Annotated in this window: 19 protein-coding genes and 1 pseudogene; 12 read left to right on the top strand and 8 right to left on the bottom strand. The window is 59.3% G+C overall.

Annotation, left to right across the window (positions count from 1 at the left end; genetic code table 11):
* The first annotated feature begins 68 nt into the window (after positions 1–68).
* The 5 genes from QO231_RS11105 to QO231_RS11085 all read left to right on the top strand — a co-directional run bounded on the left by QO231_RS11105 (position 69) and on the right by QO231_RS11085 (position 6025).
* Positions 69–1586 (top strand): tripartite tricarboxylate transporter permease, encoded by a 1518-nt coding sequence (locus tag QO231_RS11105; protein WP_316776082.1) that lies wholly within the window; start codon positions 69–71, stop codon positions 1584–1586.
* Positions 1583–2038, top strand: a complete 456-nt coding sequence (locus tag QO231_RS11100; RefSeq protein WP_316776080.1) for a tripartite tricarboxylate transporter TctB family protein — start codon at positions 1583–1585, stop codon at positions 2036–2038. The genes QO231_RS11105 and QO231_RS11100 overlap by 4 nt, the downstream gene beginning before the upstream one ends.
* A 38-nt stretch (positions 2039–2076) precedes the next feature.
* Positions 2077–3036 (top strand): tripartite tricarboxylate transporter substrate binding protein, encoded by a 960-nt coding sequence (locus tag QO231_RS11095; RefSeq protein WP_316776079.1) that lies wholly within the window; start codon positions 2077–2079, stop codon positions 3034–3036.
* Positions 3037–3107: 71 nt separating this feature from the next.
* A complete protein-coding gene (gene sauS, locus QO231_RS11090) occupies positions 3108–4517 on the top strand; it encodes an acylating sulfoacetaldehyde dehydrogenase (RefSeq protein ID WP_316776078.1) in 1410 nt (469 codons plus the stop codon).
* Positions 4514–6025 carry an AMP-binding protein gene (locus QO231_RS11085; protein ID WP_316776076.1) on the top strand — a complete coding sequence of 504 codons (1512 nt, stop codon included), beginning with the start codon at positions 4514–4516 and terminating at the stop codon, positions 6023–6025. The genes sauS and QO231_RS11085 overlap by 4 nt, the downstream gene beginning before the upstream one ends.
* 115 nt (positions 6026–6140) lie before the next feature.
* Here the strand turns inward: QO231_RS11085 and QO231_RS11080 are convergent, their stop codons facing one another.
* The 6 genes from QO231_RS11080 to QO231_RS11055 are packed head-to-tail and all read right to left on the bottom strand — an operon-like array spanning position 6141 to position 12208.
* A complete protein-coding gene (locus tag QO231_RS11080) occupies positions 6141–6590 on the bottom strand; it encodes a gamma-glutamylcyclotransferase family protein (RefSeq protein WP_316776074.1) in 450 nt (149 codons plus the stop codon).
* Positions 6587–7672, bottom strand: a complete 1086-nt coding sequence (locus tag QO231_RS11075) for an ABC transporter ATP-binding protein (protein WP_316776072.1) — start codon at positions 7670–7672, stop codon at positions 6587–6589. Before QO231_RS11075 ends, QO231_RS11080 begins: the two co-directional genes overlap by 4 nt.
* Positions 7669–8520: an ABC transporter permease gene (locus QO231_RS11070; protein ID WP_316776070.1), complete on the bottom strand. Its 852-nt coding sequence runs from the start codon at positions 8518–8520 to the stop codon at positions 7669–7671. Before QO231_RS11070 ends, QO231_RS11075 begins: the two co-directional genes overlap by 4 nt.
* Positions 8521–8562: 42 nt before the next feature.
* The gene (locus QO231_RS11065) at positions 8563–9534 is read right to left on the bottom strand and encodes an ABC transporter permease (RefSeq protein ID WP_316776068.1); all 972 of its coding nucleotides are present in this window, start codon (positions 9532–9534) and stop codon (positions 8563–8565) included.
* A complete protein-coding gene (locus QO231_RS11060) occupies positions 9531–10550 on the bottom strand; it encodes an oligopeptide/dipeptide ABC transporter ATP-binding protein (protein WP_316776066.1) in 1020 nt (339 codons plus the stop codon). Before QO231_RS11060 ends, QO231_RS11065 begins: the two co-directional genes overlap by 4 nt.
* Before the next feature lie 41 nt (positions 10551–10591).
* Positions 10592–12208 carry an ABC transporter substrate-binding protein gene (locus tag QO231_RS11055; RefSeq protein ID WP_316776063.1) on the bottom strand — a complete coding sequence of 539 codons (1617 nt, stop codon included), beginning with the start codon at positions 12206–12208 and terminating at the stop codon, positions 10592–10594.
* Between the two features lie 358 nt (positions 12209–12566).
* Here QO231_RS11055 and QO231_RS11050 point away from each other — a divergent pair, with 358 nt between their 5' ends.
* Complete coding sequence (locus tag QO231_RS11050; RefSeq protein WP_316776060.1) at positions 12567–13286, top strand: GntR family transcriptional regulator; 720 nt, start codon at positions 12567–12569, stop codon at positions 13284–13286.
* Here the strand turns inward: QO231_RS11050 and QO231_RS11045 are convergent, their stop codons facing one another.
* Together QO231_RS11045 and QO231_RS11040 are read right to left on the bottom strand one after the other, a co-directional pair.
* Positions 13287–13760 (bottom strand): GNAT family N-acetyltransferase, encoded by a 474-nt coding sequence (locus QO231_RS11045; protein WP_316776059.1) that lies wholly within the window; start codon positions 13758–13760, stop codon positions 13287–13289.
* Between the two features lie 41 nt (positions 13761–13801).
* Complete coding sequence (locus QO231_RS11040; RefSeq protein ID WP_316776057.1) at positions 13802–15529, bottom strand: thiamine pyrophosphate-binding protein; 1728 nt, start codon at positions 15527–15529, stop codon at positions 13802–13804.
* A 134-nt stretch (positions 15530–15663) separates the two neighbouring features.
* Between QO231_RS11040 and QO231_RS11035 the strand changes: the two genes are divergently transcribed.
* The 6 genes and pseudogenes from QO231_RS11035 to QO231_RS26125 form a co-directional block, all read left to right on the top strand.
* Positions 15664–16419 (top strand): IclR family transcriptional regulator, encoded by a 756-nt coding sequence (locus tag QO231_RS11035; RefSeq protein ID WP_316776055.1) that lies wholly within the window; start codon positions 15664–15666, stop codon positions 16417–16419.
* A 332-nt stretch (positions 16420–16751) separates the two neighbouring features.
* On the top strand, positions 16752–17003 hold the full coding sequence (locus QO231_RS11030; protein WP_316776054.1) for a helix-turn-helix domain-containing protein: 252 nt from the start codon (positions 16752–16754) through the stop codon (positions 17001–17003).
* Positions 17003–18298 (top strand): type II toxin-antitoxin system HipA family toxin, encoded by a 1296-nt coding sequence (locus tag QO231_RS11025; protein ID WP_316776052.1) that lies wholly within the window; start codon positions 17003–17005, stop codon positions 18296–18298. The genes QO231_RS11030 and QO231_RS11025 overlap by 1 nt, the downstream gene beginning before the upstream one ends.
* A gap of 320 nt (positions 18299–18618) precedes the next feature.
* Positions 18619–18801: a hypothetical protein gene (locus tag QO231_RS11020; protein ID WP_316776050.1), complete on the top strand. Its 183-nt coding sequence runs from the start codon at positions 18619–18621 to the stop codon at positions 18799–18801.
* A gap of 331 nt (positions 18802–19132) precedes the next feature.
* Complete coding sequence (locus QO231_RS11015; protein ID WP_316776048.1) at positions 19133–21451, top strand: Tex family protein; 2319 nt, start codon at positions 19133–19135, stop codon at positions 21449–21451.
* A gap of 79 nt (positions 21452–21530) precedes the next feature.
* A pseudogene (locus tag QO231_RS26125) lies at positions 21531–21653 on the top strand (Mu transposase domain-containing protein); the annotation flags it as partial.
* Positions 21654–21674 lie beyond the last annotated feature (21 nt).

Here is a 21674-nt window from a genome sequence, read left to right as displayed (position 1 = left end):
ATTTTCATGTCTTACCCTAAATTGTCAATCGGCAGGTAACTGTCGGGCTTTCCTGAAGGGGTTGCGCGTTGGAATTCATCTTTTACTTCGGTGACGTATTCACGCCTGTCAATTTTGCCTTGCTGCTGGTCGGTACGATCGGCGGGTTGATCCTGGGGGCAACACCGGGCCTCAGTCCCACCATGGCGGTGGCGCTGCTGATCCCATTCACCTTTCACCTTGAGGCAACGCAAGGTCTGATCCTGCTGGGGGCGGCTTACACGTCCACTGTGGCGGGGGGGGCTGTAAGCGCGATTCTGCTGAAGATTCCCGGCGCCCCGGCAAATATTGCCACCACGCTGGATGGCCATACCATGGCCAAGAAGGGCGAAGGCGCAAAAGCGTTGCAACTGTCGTTCCTTGCGTCGGCAGTCGGGGGCGTCGTTGGTGTATTGCTGTTGATTTTCCTCACACCTCTCCTGGCAAAATGGGCATTGGCGTTTGGGCCGTCGCATCTGTTCTGGCTGGCTATTCTCGGGGTCACGATCATCGGATCCCTGGATAGCGCGTCGGTGGTCAAGGGGCTGCTGTCGGGTTGCATCGGTCTGTGGTTGGCGACCATTGGGTTCGACGATATCATGGGCGCGCAGCGATTTATCTTTCACCCTTCCCTGGGCGGCGGTATCAACATCATTGCAGCGCTCATCGGCCTGTTTGCCATCCCTCAAGTTCTGACGATGTTTGCCAAGGGCCGTCAGGGCGACGGGGTTGAAGTGATCACGGTGAAAAAGCACTCGATCATGGATGCCGTGCGCGAGTTGTTGAGCCGCAAGCGCGCCTTGGCGATCGGCACCGCTGTTGGCTCGATTATCGGCCTGATCCCGGGAGTCGGTGGGCAAATTGCCGGGCTTGTGGCCTATGACCAGACCAAGAAATTTTCACCTGAGCGTGACAAGTTCGGCACCGGTCATACCGAGGGGGTGATCGCGGCCGAGTCGGCCAACAATGCCATGGTCGGACCGAGCCTCGTGCCGCTTCTGACGCTTTCGATCCCCGGCAGCCCGACCGCGGCGGTCTTGCTGGGCGGGTTGCTGATCCACGGGATATTTCCTGGATCGGACCTGTTCGACAATCACCCCGATGTGGCCTGGACCTTTATCAACTCGATGCTGATCGGGCAGGTGTTGATGTGCATTTTTGGTCTCTATGTGGCCGGACTCGCGGCCAAGGTGGCGATGGTGCCGCAATCGGTGATGGCGGCAGTAGTGCTGGGTCTGTCGGTCTTTGGGGCGTACTCGGTCCAAAGCTCGATGGGGGATGTCTACGTGATGGCCAGCCTGGGCGTGATGATGTTCTTTCTTGAACGGTTCGGCTTTTCCGCGGCGCCGCTTGTCCTGGGTCTGATCCTTGGGCCTATTGCAGAGGCAAACTTTATCCAGGGCAGCATGATCGCCAATGCCACGGGCGGTATGGGCAGCTATTTCGTTGGCGGTGCGTTGAACATCATCCTGATCGCGGGGGTCATTGCGTCGATCATCTATTCGGTCGTGATGGAATTGCGCCAGCACCGGATCACCAATACCCCGAATGAGGAGACGCTGGTATGAGCCGCACACAGCATATCATTCCGTCAGGCATCGTGTTTGCCGTTGGCTGCTGGATTGCTTGGGTCAGCTACACTCAGCAACCAAGCGAAGCGTTCCTGTTTCCAAGGCTGATCTCAACCGCGTTTGTCGTGCTGGCGGGCTGGACGTTTGTCAAAGCGTTGCTGGGCTGGTCCAAGATCGGCAGCGGTGTGACACGAACAATGGCCATCAACCTGGCGCCGGGGCTGGCTGTCTCGTTGATCTACATCTTCTGGGCGGCAAAAGGTCTGGGCTTCTACACGGCCACGGCGATCGGGTTCTTCATCCTGCTGTCGCTTTATGATCCGGCACCGCACAATCAGGCAAAAAGCTGGATCAAGCGGGCGATCATCACCGCCTGTTTTGTGACCGTGATGTACGGCGTCTTTGCCTTGCTTCTGAAGGTCTACACGCCGCACGAAATACTGTTCTAAATCCAACAACAAACAAAGTTCCACGGGAGGAAACAACTATGAAGAGTATAGTCGCAGGGGCCGCATTGGCCGCGATGGCGTTAGTGGGTAACGCGCAAGCGCAGGATTATCCGGATCGCCCGGTGATGATGATGGTCAGCTACGGCGCGGGTGGGGCCACTGATTTTCAGGCCCGTATCGTGACGATGACGGCGGGCAACGAAGATGCGCTCGGCATGCCCATCGCAATCATCAACAAGCCCGGCGCCGGAGGACGCGTCGGTTGGAACTGGTTTGCAACGCAGGCCGAAGCCGACGGCTACACTCTGGCGGCTTACAACATCCCACATTTTATCGCCCAGTCGATCAAAGGCGGCGTGGAATACTCTGCCGACAGCTTTGAACCAATCGCCAACTGGGGCGCGGACCCGGCAGTGTTTATCGTGGCCGCTGACAGCCCGATGAACTCGATGGCGGATGTCGTGGCTTATGCCAAGGAGAACCCCGGCAAGCTGACATTCTCCGGCGCGGGCCTGTTTGTGGGGCATCACATTGCGGCCTTGCAGATCGAAAAGGCAGCCGGCGTGAAAATGGCCTATATCCCTACCAAGGGTGGCGGGGCTGCGGCGATGAAATCCGTTATTGCCGGTGAGGTCCTGGGTGGCGTCAACAACCTGTCCGATGCCTTTCGGGCGCGTGAAGCCGGAAACGTGAAAATCCTCGGCGTGGCCGATCTGGAACGATCCGATTTTCTGCCGGATGTGCCGACGATGCTGGAGCAGGGGCTGGACGTAGACGATACATCGGTGAACTTCCGCGGCATCATGGTGCCCAAGGGCACGCCGCCCGAAGTCATCGATAAGCTGGCCGCCGTCGTGCCGGAAATGTTTGCGAGCACCAAGGTGGTCGGCAAGATGCAGGCTGGCGGATCCCCGATGCACATCATGACCCGTGACGAAGTCAAGGCGATGTGGACTGCGCGCGAAGAGACGCTGAAAGCGCTGCTGGCAGGTCTTTGATCTCGCCGCACAATTGAACCGACAGAAAGGGCGGACCGCGCCCTTTCTTGTAACCGAACAGGACACTACCGATGAACGCCCAGGATGATCTTGCAATTGTTGATCAGGTTATGGCCCGCGCCCGTTCCGCCCAAAAGGCTTATGAGGCGGGTGCCACGCAGGAACGCTATGACCGCGCGGCCCAAGCCGTCGGCTGGGCCATAATGGAGCCCGCCCGCAACCGTGCACTGGCGGAACTTGCAGTTAAAACCACAGGGCTGGGCAACGTGCCCGACAAGATCACAAAGAACCACCGTAAGACGCTGGGGTTGATGCGCGACATCGCCACGGTCAGGACCTGTGGTGTGATCAGCGATGATCCCGCGACCGGTATCACCAAGATTGCGCGACCGATCGGGGTCATCGGGGCCGTGGTGCCCTCGACCAACCCGGCGGCGACGCCGGCCAACAACATCATCAATGCTGTCAAATGCGGCAATGCGATTGTTCTGTCACCGTCACCCAAGGGCATCCCGTCCTGCGAATTGCTGCTTGAATACGTCTATGCCGAGTTTGACAAGATCGGATTGGATCACGATCTGGTGCAGATGGTACCCGCTCCCGGATCGAAGGCCAAAACACAGCGCATGCTTGAATCGGCGGATTTGCTGGTTGTAACCGGGTCTCAGGACAACGTCCGCCGCGCCTATTCCAGCGGTACGCCTGCGGTGGCCGTGGGTGCAGGCAACGTTACGGTCATCGTCGATGAAACTGCCGATCTGGCGGCTGCAGCGGCCAAGATCGCGGCCTCCAAGACCTTTGACAATGCCACGTCCTGCTCATCCGAGAATGAAATCGTTGTCGTTGATGCCGTCTATGACAGTTTCGTGGCGGCCTTGGCCAATGAAGGTGGTGCGTTGGTGCCTGCCTCGGAAGCGCAGGGGATTATTGCCAAGCTGTGGCCGGATGGGCATCTGAATCGCGCGGTGATCGCGCAGGACGCCGCGCCGATGCTGGAGGCGTTGGACATGACCGGCAAGGTGCCGGACGATACCCGCTTTCTAGCCGTTGAAACGGATGGGATTGGCCCGGATCATCCTCTGTCGGGCGAGAAACTGAGCCGGGTGGCGGCGCTCTACCGGGCGCGTGATTTCGACGATGCCCAGGGCATTGCGTCGCGTATTCTGGATCATATGGGGGCAGGGCATTCGATTGGTCTGCACAGCTCTGACGAAGGCCGTGCCCTGCAGTTGGGGCATGCGATCCCGACCTGTCGGGTTATCGTCAATCAGGCGCATTGCTTTGCGACCGGCGGCGCATTCAACAACGGTATGCCATTTTCGCTTTCCATGGGCTGCGGCAGCTGGGGCGGAAATTCAATAGACGACAACCTGCACTGGCGGCACTTCATGCAGACAACCAAGATTATCCGCGAGATTCCGGCCAATGAGCCAAGGATTGAGGACATTTTTGCGAGCTATTGGAAAGACGCAGGAGAATGACATTTTCCGCAGACACACCACCTCAGGGTACGCTACGCGACTGGATTGACAAACGGGCCGAGGATGGTGGCACGGCCTTTGTCTTTACCGAAGGCGAGGGCAGCATCGAATGGGCCGAATTGCGCGATACCGCCGCAGGCATCGCAGGCGCGCTGACGGCCCGTGGCATTCGCCATGGCGAAAGCGTGGCGATCATGATGCCCAACGGGCATGACGCGGTCGAGTGTCTGTTCGGCGTGCTCTACGGCGGCTTTCGCGCCACGTTGATCAACCTGGCAGCGGGCAAGGACGCAATTGCCTATGCGCTGGAGCACAGCGATGCGCGTTTTGCCTTTGTTGATGAGACGCAGTTAAGTCTGTTTGCAGATGCCTCTGGCGGTCGGATCGAGCGCCTGCACGCCCAGGCCCGCAACGCCGACACAGCACTGCATTCGGTCGTGGCCGGTGATCACGCGCTGCTCATGTATACATCGGGTACCACGGGGAGGCCCAAGGGTGTGGTGCACACCCAAGCCAGCTTGCTCGCGGGCGGCTGGACCACTGCCGTCGCACATGCGCTTACGCCGGGGGACCGTGGGTTATGTGTTCTGCCAATTTTCCACATCAACGGCCTGTGCGTCACGGTGATGGGTGCGCTGGTGTCGGGCGGATCGTTGGCGATGAGTGCCAGGTTTTCCGCGCGCACTTTCTGGAGCAACCTCGGTGACTGCAAGGCAACCTGGTTTTCCGTGGTGCCGACGATCATCTCCCATCTGTTGGCGGCACCATCGGAGCCGGATGAGGCGACGAAAGACCGGCTGCGGTTTGGACGTTCAGCGTCGTCCGCATTGTCGCCGGACGTGCAATCAGCCTTTGAAACCCGCTTTGGTGTGCCGATCATCGAAACCATGGGACTGACCGAAACTGCGGCACAGATCCTGTCGAACCCCTTGCCGCCCGGCAGGCGCAAGATCGGGTCATCCGGCATCGCATATGGCAATGAAGCCTGCATTCTATCGCCGGAATTCGATCAGCTGCCGGCTGGCCAGGAGGGCGAAATTGCAATTCGCGGTGCCAACATCATGCTGGAATACCTCAAGAACCCGGATGCCACGCGCGACACGTTCACTTCGGATGGCTGGCTGCGCACCGGCGATCTCGGGCGCCAGGACAAGGATGGGTATTTCTTTGTCACCGGGCGCCTGAAGGAACTGATTATCAAGGGCGGAGAAAACATCGCGCCTCGCGAAATTGACGAAGCGCTCTACTCGCATCCCGATATCATAGAAGCGGCTGCGTTTTCCTGCCCCTGCCCAAGCTACGGCGAGCGTGTCGAAGCCGCTGTGAAAGTCCGCGAAGGCTCGGATCTATCAACGCTTGAACTGCTGAGAATTTGTGAAGAGCGGCTTGGAAAGTTCAAATGCCCGGATCAGATCTACTTCCTGGAAGAGCTGCCAAAGGGCCCTTCGGGCAAGATCCAACGGATGAAGATAAGAGAATTGGTGCAAGACGCGAGCCAACAGTTGTGATGCTGGCACGTCAGGGTGTTCTCGATGGGGGTGAACCTGCTGATGGCGCCGCTGATGGTGGGCGGTTTGTTGCAGTGTTCGCCGCGTCGTCGGATCCGGCATTGGAAGAGGGCTCCTACACGATGGCGTCAAGCCTGCTGTCCACCCGCGTTACATAGTCCGCCGGCAGCTTGACGGTCGCAAGACCTAGTTTGATCTTTCCGACATAGTCCTTGCTCGGCCGAAATGGGCCCGGAGACCCGGGGATGGTATAGGTCATGGTTTCAACAGAGTTGTCGTGTTCGTCCCGCACTGTGATCGGACAATGCACCCACAGCCCTTCGGGCACACCGCTGGCCGCGTCCATCCGGGCCAGGTCTTCGTCACTGACCTCGAACTGGACGCCGTAGACGGTGCCGCCGGGTGTTGGCTGCAACCAACATCCGCCGGTTCCCGGTTTCTTGGTTTCGGCAAAGCCCAGTTCAAAGCCGTCCAGCCGCATCACCCCGACCGGTTGCGCCGAGGGGGCGAAATCCTGCATTGCCTTGGTGCTGAGCAGGGTGCCATAGGCAAAATAGTGTTTCATGAGATGCTCTCCTGTGACGCGTGATTTGTTTCGGACGCGCGCGCCCATGTGGAAAACTCTGCGGCTTCCATCCGCAGGCCGGGCATATCGGCGTTTCGGTGACAAGCCGAGGCGTGACCATCCCCCATCTGTTCAAGGTTGGGCCGCTGCTCTCGGCAGCGCGGGATTGCAAACGGACAGCGTGGGGCAAATCGGCATCCGGGCGGCATCGCGATCGGATCGGGCGGCGCACCGGGAATGGCGATCGGCTCATGCATCCTCTCGATGCTGGGCAGTGAATTCTTCAGGCCAAGCGTATAGGGGTGAAACGGGGCGCCGACGACACTGGCCACGCTGCCTTCCTCGACGATCTGGCCCGCGTACATGACCGCAATGCGGCTGCAATTCTCGATCACCACCGCAAGGTCGTGCGTGACAAGCAGCATCGAAAAGCCAAGTTGCACTTGTAGATCCCTGATGCTGCGGAAAATCTGATCCTGTACGATCATGTCCAGCGATGTGGTCGGTTCATCCGCCAGGACCAGTTCAGGGTTCAGCACCAGCGACATGGCGATGATAGCCCGTTGACGCATCCCACCTGAAAACTGATGCGGATAATCATGCATCCGGCGCGGGTCGACTCCCACCAGAGTCAGCATTTTGACCACCAGATTGTTCAGGTCAGCCTTGGACATGTGGCGATGGGCCTGAATCGCCTCGATAATTTGATCGCCCACTGTCATCACCGGGTTCAAGGAGTTCAGTGCGCTCTGCGTGATCATCGATATCTCGGACCAGCGGATCGACCGCAACGCTTCCGCATCGGCCCGCATGAGGTCGGTACCATTGTACATCACCGATCCACTCGTCACTTCGGCATTTTCGCTCAGAACACCGATAACCGCCTTCATCAGGGTGCTCTTGCCGCAGCCAGATTCACCGACCAAACCCATGCTGGCCTTGCGCGGAACGGCAAGAGAAACGGACTCCAGCGCATTCGCCATACCACGCTTGGTGCGAAATCTGATGGAGAGGTCCGTGATGTCGACCAGAGCAGAATCATCCGCCTCGTCTGCGTCCCGATTATTCTGATTGCCTGTCATTGTCCTGCCAATCGCGGATTGACGACGTGCTCATACGCACGACCGAGAAAATAGACGGCTGAGACCAGCACCATGATGGCAATGCCGGGCGGCACCACCCACCAGGGCGCCTGATACATCATCTGGGAAGCATAGGCGTCGTGGATGATCGTGCCCCAACTGATCGCCTTGGCGTCCCCATAGCCCAGAAACCCGATGCTGGCCTCGGTGATGATTGCCCACGCGAGGGAGAACGCAACGTTGACCAGTGCGATGGGCATGATGTTGGGGGCGATTTCGCGGTAGATGATACTCAGATCACCCCCGCCCGTTGTGCGGGCGGCGGCGACAAAGGACTGTTGCTTGATCGACAGCACCTGCGCGCGCACGACGCGCGCCGCGGATCGCCACATGATCAGGGTCATCGCAATGATAATCGTGGTGGTGCTGCGTCCGGTGATCGCCAGAATCACGATGATAAACGGAAGGAAGGGCAAGCCGAGAAAGATGTCGGTAAGGCGCATCATCACGGTGTCCACACGCCCGCCCATATAGCCCGATATCAGGCCGACATTCACGCCGATCGCAACGACGCCAAAGGCCGTGGCAAAGCCGACGACAATCGCAGACCGGAACCCCCAGAGCAGTTGACTGAAAATATCCCGACCCAGGGTGGTCGTTCCCAGCCAGTGGTCCCGCGTCGGGGGGCTGAGACGGATCAGCCTTTCCGTGACCGGATCATATACACGTTCGAACGGGCCGTAAGGGGCGATCCAGGGACCGATAAAGGCCAGCACGATACAGGCCACGACAATATAGAAACTGATACGTCCGGCGCGGGATTCGTGGACAGCCCGAACAAAGTGCATGAGCCACTTCATTGCGGCACAGGCCCTTCAGATGTTGACAAGTCAATCATAGACGATCCTCGGATCGAGAACGCCATAGAGCAGGTCGGCAGCAAACGTGCCGAGGATGGTTAGGACAGCAATCAGGAAAAACGCCGCCTGCACCACCGGAAAGTCGGAGCGTTGCACGCCTTCGATCATCATCAGCCCCAGTCCCGGCCACGAGAATACGGTTTCGATAACGACGGAACCGGCCAGCGCCCAGCCAAGGATCATCGGAATGGTCGTGGCCACAGGCAACAGCGAGTTTCTCGCCGCATGGCGAAACAGGATGCGACGTTCCCGCAAACCCTTGATCCGCGCGAATTCGATGAAATCCTCTCCCACGGTGCTGAGCATACTGGAGCGCATGAGTAACAACGGGAAACAGATCTGATAAGCCGTATGCACAATAAATGGCAGGGCAAGATGGTGCAGGAAATCGGCGGACAGATACATGCGCAGATCCTGGTCGATGAACATGCCCGGCGTCACCAGATGCCCCGTCGGGAACCAGCCAAGATTGAGCGAGAACACGAGAATGGCCATCATACCGATCCAGAACACCGGCGCCGCCTGCAACAGCGTCGCCAAAAGGACCAGAACCGCTTCGAACGCGCTACCGCGATACCAGCCCATCAGAGCTCCGAACAATGCACCCAACCCATATGCAAGGATCATCGAGGGCAGCACCAGAACCAGCGTGTTGACGATCCGCCCGCCCAACAATTCGGACACGCTGCGCGAACTGTGAAAGGAAAAGCCGAAATCGAACGTTGCGAGATTTTTCAGGTAGATCATGTATTGATGCAGGAGCGGCTTATCCAGACCGAATTGCACGCGCATCGCTTCCTGCGCCTTTGGGTACATGGCTGAGCTGATGACGGTCATCGTCGGGTCGCCCGGCAACAGTCGGAACAGAAAGAACATTATGGTGACCATCGCGAAGAGCGTGATGATCATGTGCAACGTTCGGCGAAAGATGTACTCTTTCATAGGATGGCTTCCGCGCTTTCGGTATCTGCCCGGACGTCTGATATCTCGTCCGGCTTGTGGCAGGCGACCGAATGATCTCCGCGAGCGGTCAATTGGGGGTCTACGTCCCGGCAGATCTGGCCCGCGATGGGACAGCGGTCGGCAAAGCGGCAACCTTTGGGCAGATGCACCGCATCATGTACGCCACCCTTGATCTGCACCGCGGATCGCTTTCGTTGCGGGTCGGCCGATGGGATCGCCGAGACCAGCGCATGCGTGTAAGGGTGCGCGGGGGAATGCAACAGAGTTTCCGTTGGCCCGATTTCCACGATCCGGCCCAGATACATGATCGCAAGCCTGTGGCAGATTGTCGGCACACTGGCGAGGTCATGGGTAATGTATACCATGGCCAGGCTGCGGTCGGCGACGAGTCCGCGCAACAGGCGTATGATGTCCCATTTGATCGAAACGTCGAGCATGGAAATCGGCTCATCCGCGACCAGAAAGCCCGGTTCAAGTATGATCGCCCGCGCGATGCACAGACGCTGGCGCTGACCGCCACTCAAGAGGTGCGGGTGTTTTCCCAGGTAGACTTCGGCAGGCCACAGCCCGACGAGCGCCATCGCAGCAAGCACCTTTTGGCGCAGTTCATCGGGCGAGCGTACACCCTGATAGACCAGCGGGCGGGAAATGACGGAGAATACGTCGAGACTCGGATTGATAGAACCGTAAGGGTCCTGAAACACCATCTGGACATTCCGGTAGAATGCCTTGCGGTCTTCCTTGTGAAGCCGTGTCAGGTCCTTGCCATCAAGCGTCATGGTGCCGGCGGTCGGGCTCTCCAGCCCAACCAGCAGTTTGCCGGTCGTAGACTTTCCACAACCGCTTTCCCCTGCGATGCCCAGGACCTCTCCGGCCTGGACCTCCAGATCGATACCATCAACGGCATGAACCAGATCGCCGCGATTGGCAGAAAAGATGGAACGGAGCCCGGTCACGACCGGATAATGCTTTACGAGATTGTGCGCTTTGAGCATTCGCCGCGAGCTCCGTTCCTGCTGCTGACCTGAATCCAGGCTTACTCCGCCGGGAAATGCAGGCGGCCGTCGTCGTCCCAGGTAAAGCCCGCCTGCTCCAGCATCTCGCGCGCTTTTTCCGGATTGAAGGCGGGCTTTGGCAGGTCCGCATTGTGCCAGTAGGCATTGACCGGCGTGATCGGTGTCGCCGTCAGGACCGCGTTTCCGGCAAGGATCTCTTCAATGATCCTTTCATAGGGAATCGCATGATAGAGCGCGCGCCGCAAATCTGCGTTGGCAAAGACCGGGCCGGTCGTCTTGTAGCGCAGGGACATGTTGCCGTTGGATTGAGCGGTGATGATCTCAAGGTCCGGATGAGCGCGGAACTCCTCGATTCCGGCAGGTGGAACGGGTTGGAAAGACACGTCGATCGAGCCGGTCTTGAGCGACTGCGCGACGATTTCCGCGGAACCGAACACAATATACAGCAGATCCGCCAGCGCTGGTTCAAAATGGTCGGCCCGGCGCTCCAGGTAGAGCTCGCTGCCTTCGCGGCGGTACTTCACCGTGTAAGGACCGCTGCCGATGGGGTTGTCGTTGGCAAATTGCTGCGGCGTTTCAATGCCCAGATCGTCAACCAACGTGCCCCACACATGCTGCGGGAGGACGTACATCTGCCCCAACGTGTTCATGACAAAGGGCGCATAGGGCTCTGTCAGCGTAATGCGTACGGTCAAGGGATCGACAACTTCGACGTTTTCAACATACGCCAGATGCTGGACGAAATAGGGCGCTTCCCATTGCTTCATGTAGTCGAACGAAAATTTGACATCATCGGCGGTGACGGGTTCGCCATCAGAAAACGTGTGGCCCGAACGGATCTTGATCAGAAGTTCGGTTTCGGTGACAGATTGTATTTCTTCGGCAAGGCGCAATTTGAGCGATCCGTCCGAACCGATCCACAGCAGGCGGTCATAGAGCAGAGCCGCAACCTCGGTTTCCTCGATTGTGCGCGCGGCGAGCGGGTTCAGCACGCTGTATTCCAGCGTCCAGCCAATCCTGATCAGGTTCTGCTCGCGCTTGGATTTCATCCGGACCTGATTGGCGTTGGCGCGCACACCCTGCGGATCTTCCTGGTATCCGTCGAATTCCATGTTGTTCTTGTTGATGGCGAAAACCTGTATCAACGATGACAGCACCGCTTCGGGCTGATCCTCGACGATCATGCGCTGCAATTCATAAATGACTTTGCGACGCTCTTCGTTGTCGAACATGCCCAGTTGCTCGGCGCCAAGCTTGTCAAATTCCGGATTGGAATATTCGCCGACGTTCCAGCCACCGGGCGACGCATTGGCAGAATTGAATTGGGCATTGGTAAAGAAATCCGGCTCAAGCCGATAGGGCGCGCCGGACAAGCTTGACAATACGACATCAAATTCGTGGTCGGTGAACCACATTTTCAGCATGGGATTGGGAAACGCCTGCTGATCCATGTTCACGATCAGACCAAGCTTTTCCCATTCCTCGGCGATGTAGTTTCCGGTTTCGGCAAAGTGCGAATAGGTTGCAGCTGGCCAGCTCAGAAAGTGAACCTCCGGAACCACGTCACCCTGTTGCGCCGCGACAGGCGCGGCAACGAGCGCCAGCGCTGCCGCCAGCATTGTGTTTCTTCCCAACATCTTCTCCATCCCTTTTATGATTATTCCGGCTTGTGAACTTCTTTGATGAGCCACCCAAGGGTCTCGACCGTCACGGTGCCCAACCTACGCGTCAGGCACCTGGCGAGGGCGACGGTCGCACGTCGGGACTGATCATTAACCTGACTTGCGCGCCTCCCACCGCGTGGCTCGTCCATCGTTCCGGCGATCCTGATCGCATACAGTTCAAAAATCAATACTAAAGGCATCGTTGCATCATCAGGTGTATACAGTTAAGATTCTAGGTAGGCTAGGCCATGCACTTGGCTTATTCATTGACAGTTTGACGCAATCCGCGTCATAGGGTGCGTTTACAAGACCGAACGGAACGGCGCGAGAAATGGCGAAAGAACAACCTATCCTGCCGGACGAAATGACGCCGAAACCGCGCGCGGCCGATACCGGTGAGCGCGTCTATGAATTGCTGCGCGAAAAGGCGATCAACTACGAACTGCGCCCCGGTGACCGGGTGAATGAAGTTCATCTCGCGGCCGAATTGAACGTCAGCCGGACGCCCGTGCGTGCCGCCCTGCACCGACTGGTCAGCGAGGGCCTGCTTAGGCTTGTTCCGAACAAGGGTTTTTTTCGCCCGTCCATAGATATCGACACAATCCGGTCGCTCTTTGAAATGCGCGGCGCAATCGAAGTGCTGTCCGTGCGGCTGTTTTGCGAACGCGCAACCAAAGACGATATCCGGACGCTCGAAGATCATTGGCGCAGGTTCCAGGAAAATCGGGGATCGATGTCGATCAAAGCGATTGTGGACGAGGACGAGAAATTCCACGAGTGGATCGCCGAAGGATCGCGCAACAGCGAGGCACTGCGAATGCTGCGCGACCTCAACTCGCGCATTCGCTTTCTGCGTCTGGTCGCGTTGGGGCGTGAGGATTGCAACATGGTCACCAATGTCGAGCATGGGCAGATCATCTCGGAAATCAAAGCAAAGAATGTGGATGCAGCCGTTTCCCTGATGTCCCGCCACATCAGCCTTATGCTGAACGACGTCACGGAGATTGCCCGCGAAGCAGTCGTCAAGATATACCTCGGCGACGAAACCTGATCAGGCATCGGGCGTCCCTTTTGGGCCGGCTGAAAGTTGTTTTTCGTAGCAGCGGCTTTTGGAGTTGTTAGCGCTTTCCCCCCAGCATGTGATCGGTGTGTAGCCACATTTCTCATAGAGGTGCATGGATTCGGGCTGCTCCGTCCCCGTTTCCAGAACAAGACGGGAATAGCGCCCATGAATTGCCTCTTCCAAAGCACCCATGACCGCCGTTCCGACACCGTTTTTCCGCGCCGATGGGTCTACGAAAATGCGGCTCAGCTCGCCCACGCTTTTGTCGAACGGCACAACCGCACCGCAGGCGACGGGAACGCCATCCAGATAGGCAGCCATGAACAGCACATCCTCACGTGCAAGATCAACCAGCTTGCGGCCCCCGTCGCGCCCGTACCGGTCGATCTGTTCCTGCGACAGCCGCTGAAACAGGTTCGTGCCATCGTCGGATAACGGGTCGATCCGCCTTATTTCCAACATCGCGATATCCTTTCTTTCAGATCGGGATCAGAAATGAAGCCCTAGTGGGTTTCTGCCGCGTCCGTGGGTGCATCAAGGCCGATGATCGGTGCCATGGCGTTGTCGTCGATCACGACGTCAATCAGATAGAGGCGTTCCGATTTCAGTCCGTGCTCAAGTGCCGCCGCAAATGCCTCGGGGTCGGTCACGCGCGCGCCGTCGCAATTCAGCGCCTGGGCCAGTTTCGCATGGTCGATATCAGTCAGGTCACACTCGCCATAGCTGCCAAACAGCTTGTTTTCGAAGTGGCGTTGGAAGCCGAGCGTCGCGTTGTTCAGAACGACGACGACGATCGGTATTGCGCATCGGGCGGCCGTTTCCAGTTCCGCCATGACGTAACCGAAGGCACCGTCGCCGGTGATGCAGATCACCTTGGAATCGGGTCTTGCCAACTTGGCACCCAATGCCGCGGGCACCGACCAACCGATACCGCCCGTGCCGCGAGGTGACAGGATATCGGCCCCTATGGCGACATTGTCGACATGGCTGAATGTCCAGCCCGAGGAGTAACTCGCATCGTTGACGATGATGGTATCCGCGTTCATTCGGCTGGAAATCTCGGCCAGCACCCTTTCCGGGCGCACCGGCGTTGCATTGCCAAAAGCGGCAGCGCGGAATTCCGTGTGCCAGTCTTCCTTGCGCCGTGCGTAGGCGCTGATCTGCCTGACCGCGGCACCGGGCCGATCCGTTGCCGGATGTGCGATCAAATCACGCAGGGTTTCGCGCACATCGCCAATCAGGGTAATGTCGGTGCGGAAGTTTCTGCCAGGCTCTTCCGGATCGATATCGAGGTGGATCACCTTGGTGTCCGGTCCGGGCTGTTGCCAGTTCATATAGCAGATCTGGCCCGTTCGTGACCCGGCGATCAGAACCAGATCGCTGTTGGCAACCGCCTCATTGGCGATCCGACCCCGCCCCAGCGTTCCACCCGTGGAGGAGCCTAGGGCGCCGACCGACAGGCCATGGGCGTCCGGGATCGTGCCGCGACCGGTCATGGTTGTGGCAACCGGGGCGCCAAGGCGCTCGGCCAGTGCAATCATCTCATCTGAGGCTCCGGACAGGATGGTGCCGCCGCCCGCGATCAGGACTGGACGCTCGGCCGCCGCCAGCAACCGCGCGGCGGCGTCTACTTCATCGGCTGCCGGGCGTGTCCGGTAAGCTGGGAAACGGGCAAACGCCTCTTCGGCAAAGACTAACGCGGCGGTCTGCTGTGTCATGATGTCCGCCGGGCACAGCACCACCACCGGACCGGGCCGCCCGCTTGTCGCCATGCGAAAGGCGCGGCGTACGACCTCGCAACATCGTTCGGCCGTATCGATGCGGTACACCTTTTTTGTGAACGGTGCCAATGCCACGATGTGGTCGATCTCACTGCTGGCGTGCCGATCGCGGTCCTTTGCGGGGATTTCCTGAATGAATGCAATAACCGGCACAGAGGATTTCTGGGCCTCAAGCAATCCGGTTGAGAGATTGGTGGCGCCGGGGCCAAAGGTGGATGCACATATGCCGGGCCGTCGCGCCGTTTTGGCATAGCCATGAGCCATGATGGCACCGTGTTTCTCGTCGCGGATGGTGATTGGCCGGATCCGGTCGCGGTTCAGATGGTGATACAGTTGCACCGGATCCTCCATGCCAAATATGTATTCGACACCATAGGCTTCCAGCATTTCGGCGATGAGTGCCGCGACTTTTGCCGTCTTCTTTTTGCTCCTCGCAACATTCGCAGTCATGTTTGATGCTCCACTATATGAGACGGCAGTAGAAGGTTGCACGGTGTATTTTGGTGCCGTCAACTTATGATTTGCATATCTTCTTGAATTCCGCGCAGTCTCCAATGATATGTTCCAGATAGTGAGACGTTGTGATGAAAACCTTGCAGAACGCCATGGCGGCATTGTCAATGATAGCGGACTCGTCCGAACCGGTGGCGGTCGCGGAGATCGGCAAGCGTCTGGATTTGCCGCGCAGCAGCGCGTCCCGGCTTATGTCATCGCTGCGAACCGGCGGTCTTGTTGAACAGGATGCAAAGTCCCGGCGCTACTCGCCCGGGCCGCTCGCATGGCGTCTTGGCGTCGGCTATCACGCCGTTGGGTATGACGCGGAACTGATCGAACAAGCGATGATGTCCCTGACGCTGGCGACCGGGTTCACGTCGTGGATGGCGGTGTTGAACAGCGCCAATATCGTTCTGCTGCGTCAGCATCAGGGACAGGTGCCATCACAATTCACCGTCCGGCTGGGCCAAAGCCTGCCCGCTCACGCCACCGCCGTTGGGAAGGCGCTCCTCAGCCGCCTTCCCGACAGTGCAATTTCGGCGCTCTATGATGATAGACTTCCAAGAGAAACAGATCACACAATCGCGACACCTCTCGCGCTTCTGACGGATATCAGGAATATCCGCTCAAAGGGCTACGCGGCTTCGGCGCAGGAGGCGTTTCCCGGTGTCATTTCGGTTGGCGGTGCCATCTATGGGGCGGTATCGAACTGTGCAATCGGCCTCAGCCTGTCGTTCCCTGTGGGTCTGGGCGATCCCGAAGTGGTCGCTGCACTGCTCACGGATGCACTTCGCCACGTTGGGCGCGAACTGGGCGATCACTATTGGCTGGGCACCGTCACGTAAGACCTATCGGGTTGGTTTTGGTCGTCACAGGGCGTGCCCGAATGCAAGGGTGGTGGCACAAACTCCTGGATTGCATTGCACTCGTCTGCTGTGTGATTCAGATGGCGCGCATTACACGGAATCTATGAACTCGCAGGCGGTCAATATCCACAGCGTGGTGCCAAGGCGTTGGCAATTGCCACAGGAAATCGGACAGGGATTGGGGCGGCATATGATCTGCACGGCATAGGCCTTGCGTATGATCCCGTGATCATAGGCGCCTTTTATGATCTATAAAGCATATTGACGATTTATGATCCAATGATCATACTGCTGGCGAAAGGATCGCCGTCATGAATCAGATTGCCCGAACCACCAAAGATATCGGCAACCTGCTGCGCAATGCACGCAAGGCAAAGGGCCTGACGCAAGGCGAGCTTGCCAGTCGCGCGGGTGTCTGGCAGCGCACGATCTCGAACATCGAGACCAGCACAAGCGGGGCCAAGCTCGAAACGGTCTTTGATCTGCTGGCCGCCCTTGACCTCGAAATCCACATTGTCCCGCGCAGCAAGATGACGCCCGGCGATCTTGAGGATATCTTCTGATGGGGCGCAAGCGCACCTATGCGCCGCTGGATGTCTACATGAACCGCCGCAAGGTCGGACAGTTCTTTCGCGAACCGACCGGGGCCTTTGCCTTTACCTATGCCGCGGAGTGGCTGGCATGGGAAAACACAATGCCGGTTTCGCGCTCGCTTCCCTTGCGTCCGGGGCGGTATGTCGGCCCGCCGGTCATCGCCGTTTTCGACAACCTGCTGCCGGATAATGACGACATTCGCCGGCGGGTGGCCGAACGAGTTGGTGCAGACGGGCTGGACGCCTACAGCATGCTCGCCCGGATTGGCCGGGACTGCGTGGGGGCGTTGCAATTCCTGCCCGAAGGGGAGGAGCCGCAGGCCGGTGCCCTGACCGGCGAGCCGCTGAGCGACGCGCAGGTCGCCGACATGCTCAGGGACCTGGGGCGAGTGCCGCTTGGCATCCGCCGCGAGCGGGATTTCAGAATTTCCGTCGCCGGTGCGCAGGAAAAGACCGCGCTGCTTTTCCACGAAGGCCAGTGGATCGAACCAACAGGGACAACGCCCACGACGCATATCCTGAAACCTGCGATCGGCACCCTGCCCAATGGCATGGACCTGACCGACAGCATAGAGAACGAGCATTTCTGTCTGAGGTTGATGGCAGGTTTTGGCCTGCCCGTCGCCAAAACTGAAATCGCGACTTTCGCGGACACCAAGGCGCTGGTCATCGAACGATTTGACCGCCTGCAGGCGCGGGATGGCCGGTTGATCCGCTTGCCACAGGAGGATTGCTGTCAGGCCCTGTCGGCGCCACCGACACGAAAGTACCAAAACGAGGGCGGCCCCGGTATTGTCGAAATCTGCGATCTGCTGCAGGGCAGCGACGACCCGCAGCGCGATCGTATCGATTTTTTCACGGCCAATGTCCTGTTCTGGCTGATCGGCGCCACGGATGGTCATGCCAAGAATTTCAGCATCGCGCTGATGCCGGGGGGTCGGTTCACCATGACGCCGCTCTATGACGTGCTGACCGTACAGCCGTCGCTGGATGCAGGGCAGCTTCAGATCAAGGAGATGAAGCTTGCGATGCGGGCGGGCAAGAACCGGCACTACAAGGTTGCGGACATCCTGGGTCGGCACTTTGTCGAGACAGGCGTGGCAGCGGGGCTTTCGCGCGAACAGGTCGCGCAGATATACCACGACATCGCCGCCCGGTCCGAGGAGGCGTTTGCCTTGGCCCTGAAAGAGATGCCCACCGGTTTCCCCGGCGCGCTTTGCGAGTCCGTCAGGCGCGGGTTCGATCAGCGGATGGCCCGGATGTAATCCTGTCGGCGCGATCGACCCGGAAAAGACCCGCAACCCTTCTCAGCATATCAGAGGACACCCGGTTTGCGCCGAATGTCGCGCATACCATTCAACCACTGCTGACAGCCGGGGACCTGCAACGGTGGGGCGGGCAAAACGGTTCGTCCGGGGCCGCGATCTTGCAGCGTTCGGCGTGGCGGATAGATGCTGAAACGGAACCGTTTTCCGCAGAAAGTGAAGAATCCCGAGAAATGGTGTAAACTCGCGAGGTGTCAGAATCCTCCGGGGACGATCCGGGGGGTCGGTATGTTCAATTTCGATAGAAAAGGAAACCCGACATGGAAGCCACCAAGACAGCTGAATATGCGCGCGCTCTTTATCAGGTCCACGGCGATCTGGCCGAGGCAGAAGCGGCCCGCAAGGCGCGCGAATGCGATGATGAAGGCAAGACCAGAGAGGCCGAGGACTGGGCCGCGGTTCGCCGCTCTATCCGGCAACTCCGTGGTGCAAATCAGAGCTGAGCCCTGAGAAAGAGTCTGCCGTCGCGGGACATCTCCGCGCCGGACGCAGACCGGATTGAGGGCAGTTCGGTCTCGATCGCACTGGCCGGAAGTGCTGATGCTCTGGTCGGTTCAGGCGACAGGCGCGTGTGTGTTCAACGCGGCGAAAGCTCCCTTCTGATGAGTGCGGATGGTCGGGGGTCGAGCCAGGATCGTTGGGTTCTGGCGTCCGCTCCAGCACCCCGGCGGGATCGGCCCGGGGATTTGCATATATGAGGAATTGTGTGCGGTGGGGCTGGTGCGAAGTCGGGCGGGCGTTTATGAGATTGGTCCCGCAATACAGGAGCCACAGTTGGACCAGACCACCGATCGGATCGCCCGCACCATCGCTACGGAAATTGCTGCCAGCCCGCGCCAGGTCGCCGCTGCGACGGCGTTGCTGGACGAAGGCGCGACGGTGCCGTTCATCGCCCGTTACCGAAAGGAGGTGACGGGAGGACTGGACGACAGCCAGTTGCGCACGCTGAACGAACGGCTGGACTATCTGCGCGAGATGGAGGCACGGCGCGCGACGATCCTTGATACGATCCGGGGCCAGGGCAAGCTAACCGACGATCTGGCCCGCAAGATCGCACAGGCCGACAGCAAGGCGACGCTGGAAGACATCTATCTTCCCTTCAAACCCAAGCGCCGAACCAAGGCAATGATCGCGCGCGAAAATGGGCTTGAACCGCTGTTGCGGGCCATTATGGACGACCGGGATGCCAAACCCGAGACGCTGGCAGAGCGGTATCTGGGTAAAAACTTCGAGACGGTGAAAGCGGCGCTAGACGGCGCTCGCGATATCCTGACGGAAGAGCTCGCAGAAAACGCGGATCTGCTGGGGCGTCTGCGCGAGTTCATGCAGGCTGAGGCGCTGGTTCTGGCGCGTGTTCAAACCGGCAAGGAGGCCGAGGGCGCAAAGTTCTCGGACTATTTCGATCACAGCGAAAAATGGGCCGACATTCCTGCACACCGGGCTCTGGCGATCCTGCGCGCCTCCAAAGAAGGTATCCTGACGGTCTCGATCGAGCCGGAGCCCGAAACCGGGGCCGAGCGCGCGACAGGTATCGTGGCACGTGCCATCGGCATTCCCGGCGACGGGCCGGGGGACGTTTGGCTGCGTACGGCGGCGGGGTGGACTTGGCGTGTCAAACTCAGCCTGACGATGTTCCTTGACCTGCTGGCCGACCTGCGTCGCCGTGCCCATGACGAAGCGATCCGGGTCTTTTCCCGCAACCTCAAGGACTTGTTGCTTGCCGCCCCTGCCGGCGCCAAGCCGACGCTGGGGCTCGATCCGGGCATTCGCACGGGTGTGAAAGCGGCAGTGGTGGATGCGACGGGCAAAGTGTTGGACACTGCCACGCTCTATCCGTTCCCCCCGAAACGTGACCTGCGCGGCTCGGAGGAGCGGCTCCTGCACTTGATCCGCACGCATGGTGTCGAACTGATCGCCATCGGCAATGGCACCGCCAGCCGCGAGACCGAGAAATTCGTGGGCAACACGTTGAAGATGTTGCCCTCCGGCCCGAAACCTACGCGTGTCGTTGTTTCCGAAGCGGGGGCGTCGGTCTATTCCGCGTCGGAACTGGCATCAAAGGAGTTTCCCGATCTGGACGTGTCCCTGCGCGGTGCGGTGTCGATTGCCCGTCGCTTGCAGGATCCGCTTGCCGAACTGGTCAAGATTGCTCCGGAGAGCATCGGCGTCGGCCAGTACCAGCACGATGTCGACCAGCGCCAACTGGGCCGTGCGCTGGAAGCGGTGGTCGAGGACGCGGTTAACGCGGTGGGCGTCGATCTCAACACGGCTTCTGCACCGTTGCTGGCGCATGTCGCGGGGCTTGGCCCGCGACTCGCCGAAGCCATCGTAGCGCATCGGGACTCATTAGGGGCCTTCCCGTCGCGCAAGGCGCTGCTGAAAGTGCCGGGGGTCGGGCCGAAAGCCTTCGAGCAAAGTGCGGGATTCCTGCGTATTCGCGACAGCAAGGAGCCGCTTGATGCGTCGTCGGTCCATCCCGAGGCCTATGATGTGGCGCGTCGGATCGTAAAGGCATGCGGGCGCGATATTCGCCAGATCATGGGGCAGGAGCAGATCCTCAAATCGCTGCGCCCCGAGGATTTCGTCGATGCCAGCTTTGGTCTGCCCACGGTGCAGGACATCATTTCGGAGTTGCAGAAACCCGGACGTGATCCACGACCCAGCTTCAAGACTGCGAGCTTTGCCGAGGGAATTGAGACGATGGCCGATCTGAAACCCGGCATGTCGCTTGAGGGGACAGTGACAAATGTCGCGGCCTTTGGGGCCTTCGTCGATGTTGGCGTGCATCAGGACGGGCTGGTTCATGTCAGTCAGTTGGCGGACCGCTTCGTCAAGGATCCGCATGAAGTGGTCAAGGCCGGTGATGTGGTCCGGGTGCGGGTGACAGAGGTGGATGTCGCGCGAAAGCGGATCGGCCTGACGATGCGCAAGCAGGGGGCTGCCCAGGGTGGGGGTGGAAAGCCAAAAAGCCTGCGCGATCCCAAGCCGGGCCAACAGGCCAATAATGCGCGGCGCGGCAAGGATGCGAAGCCAGGCGAACGCGGGCAGGGCGCGCTTGGGTCTGCCTTGCTTGACGCGATGAAAAATGTCTGACGTCAGCACTTATGGGTCCAAATAGCGGCATTTGATAAGAGAGAGTTCTTGGCTCATCGTAACCACTGAGGAGTGGAAGATGAGACAGACAAATGGAACCCGCAAAAGCCCTGGCGAGAAGACCGTTCGTGTTCGCTCCACCTGCCTGGTTCAATATGCCAGCAATCGCTACAGCGTGCCATCCCGGTTCGCGGGGCAACATGTGTCGCTGCGCCTATGCAGG

This window comes from Sedimentitalea todarodis, from assembly GCF_032595355.1.
GTDB lineage: Bacteria > Pseudomonadota > Alphaproteobacteria > Rhodobacterales > Rhodobacteraceae > Sedimentitalea > Sedimentitalea todarodis.
The sequence above is the reverse complement of the archived record's forward strand: the minus strand, read 5'-3'. Positions and strand labels throughout refer to the sequence as shown.

What these genes read in the sequence shown, in the direction of transcription:
- QO231_RS11100 (WP_316776080.1), top strand. Translation starts at nt 1,583, where the DNA reads ATGAGCCGCACACAGCATATCATTCCGTCAGGCATCGTGTTTGCCGTT.
- QO231_RS11095 (WP_316776079.1), top strand. Translation starts at nt 2,077, where the DNA reads ATGAAGAGTATAGTCGCAGGGGCCGCATTGGCCGCGATGGCGTTAGTG.
- sauS (WP_316776078.1), top strand. Translation starts at nt 3,108, where the DNA reads ATGAACGCCCAGGATGATCTTGCAATTGTTGATCAGGTTATGGCCCGC.
- QO231_RS11085 (WP_316776076.1), top strand. Translation starts at nt 4,514, where the DNA reads ATGACATTTTCCGCAGACACACCACCTCAGGGTACGCTACGCGACTGG.
- QO231_RS11080 (WP_316776074.1), bottom strand. Translation starts at nt 6,590, where the DNA reads ATGAAACACTATTTTGCCTATGGCACCCTGCTCAGCACCAAGGCAATG.
- QO231_RS11075 (WP_316776072.1), bottom strand. Translation starts at nt 7,672, where the DNA reads ATGACAGGCAATCAGAATAATCGGGACGCAGACGAGGCGGATGATTCT.
- QO231_RS11070 (WP_316776070.1), bottom strand. Translation starts at nt 8,520, where the DNA reads ATGCACTTTGTTCGGGCTGTCCACGAATCCCGCGCCGGACGTATCAGT.
- QO231_RS11065 (WP_316776068.1), bottom strand. Translation starts at nt 9,534, where the DNA reads ATGAAAGAGTACATCTTTCGCCGAACGTTGCACATGATCATCACGCTC.
- QO231_RS11060 (WP_316776066.1), bottom strand. Translation starts at nt 10,550, where the DNA reads ATGCTCAAAGCGCACAATCTCGTAAAGCATTATCCGGTCGTGACCGGG.
- QO231_RS11055 (WP_316776063.1), bottom strand. Translation starts at nt 12,208, where the DNA reads ATGTTGGGAAGAAACACAATGCTGGCGGCAGCGCTGGCGCTCGTTGCC.
- QO231_RS11050 (WP_316776060.1), top strand. Translation starts at nt 12,567, where the DNA reads ATGGCGAAAGAACAACCTATCCTGCCGGACGAAATGACGCCGAAACCG.
- QO231_RS11045 (WP_316776059.1), bottom strand. Translation starts at nt 13,760, where the DNA reads ATGTTGGAAATAAGGCGGATCGACCCGTTATCCGACGATGGCACGAAC.
- QO231_RS11040 (WP_316776057.1), bottom strand. Translation starts at nt 15,529, where the DNA reads ATGACTGCGAATGTTGCGAGGAGCAAAAAGAAGACGGCAAAAGTCGCG.
- QO231_RS11035 (WP_316776055.1), top strand. Translation starts at nt 15,664, where the DNA reads ATGAAAACCTTGCAGAACGCCATGGCGGCATTGTCAATGATAGCGGAC.
- QO231_RS11030 (WP_316776054.1), top strand. Translation starts at nt 16,752, where the DNA reads ATGAATCAGATTGCCCGAACCACCAAAGATATCGGCAACCTGCTGCGC.
- QO231_RS11025 (WP_316776052.1), top strand. Translation starts at nt 17,003, where the DNA reads ATGGGGCGCAAGCGCACCTATGCGCCGCTGGATGTCTACATGAACCGC.
- QO231_RS11020 (WP_316776050.1), top strand. Translation starts at nt 18,619, where the DNA reads ATGGAAGCCACCAAGACAGCTGAATATGCGCGCGCTCTTTATCAGGTC.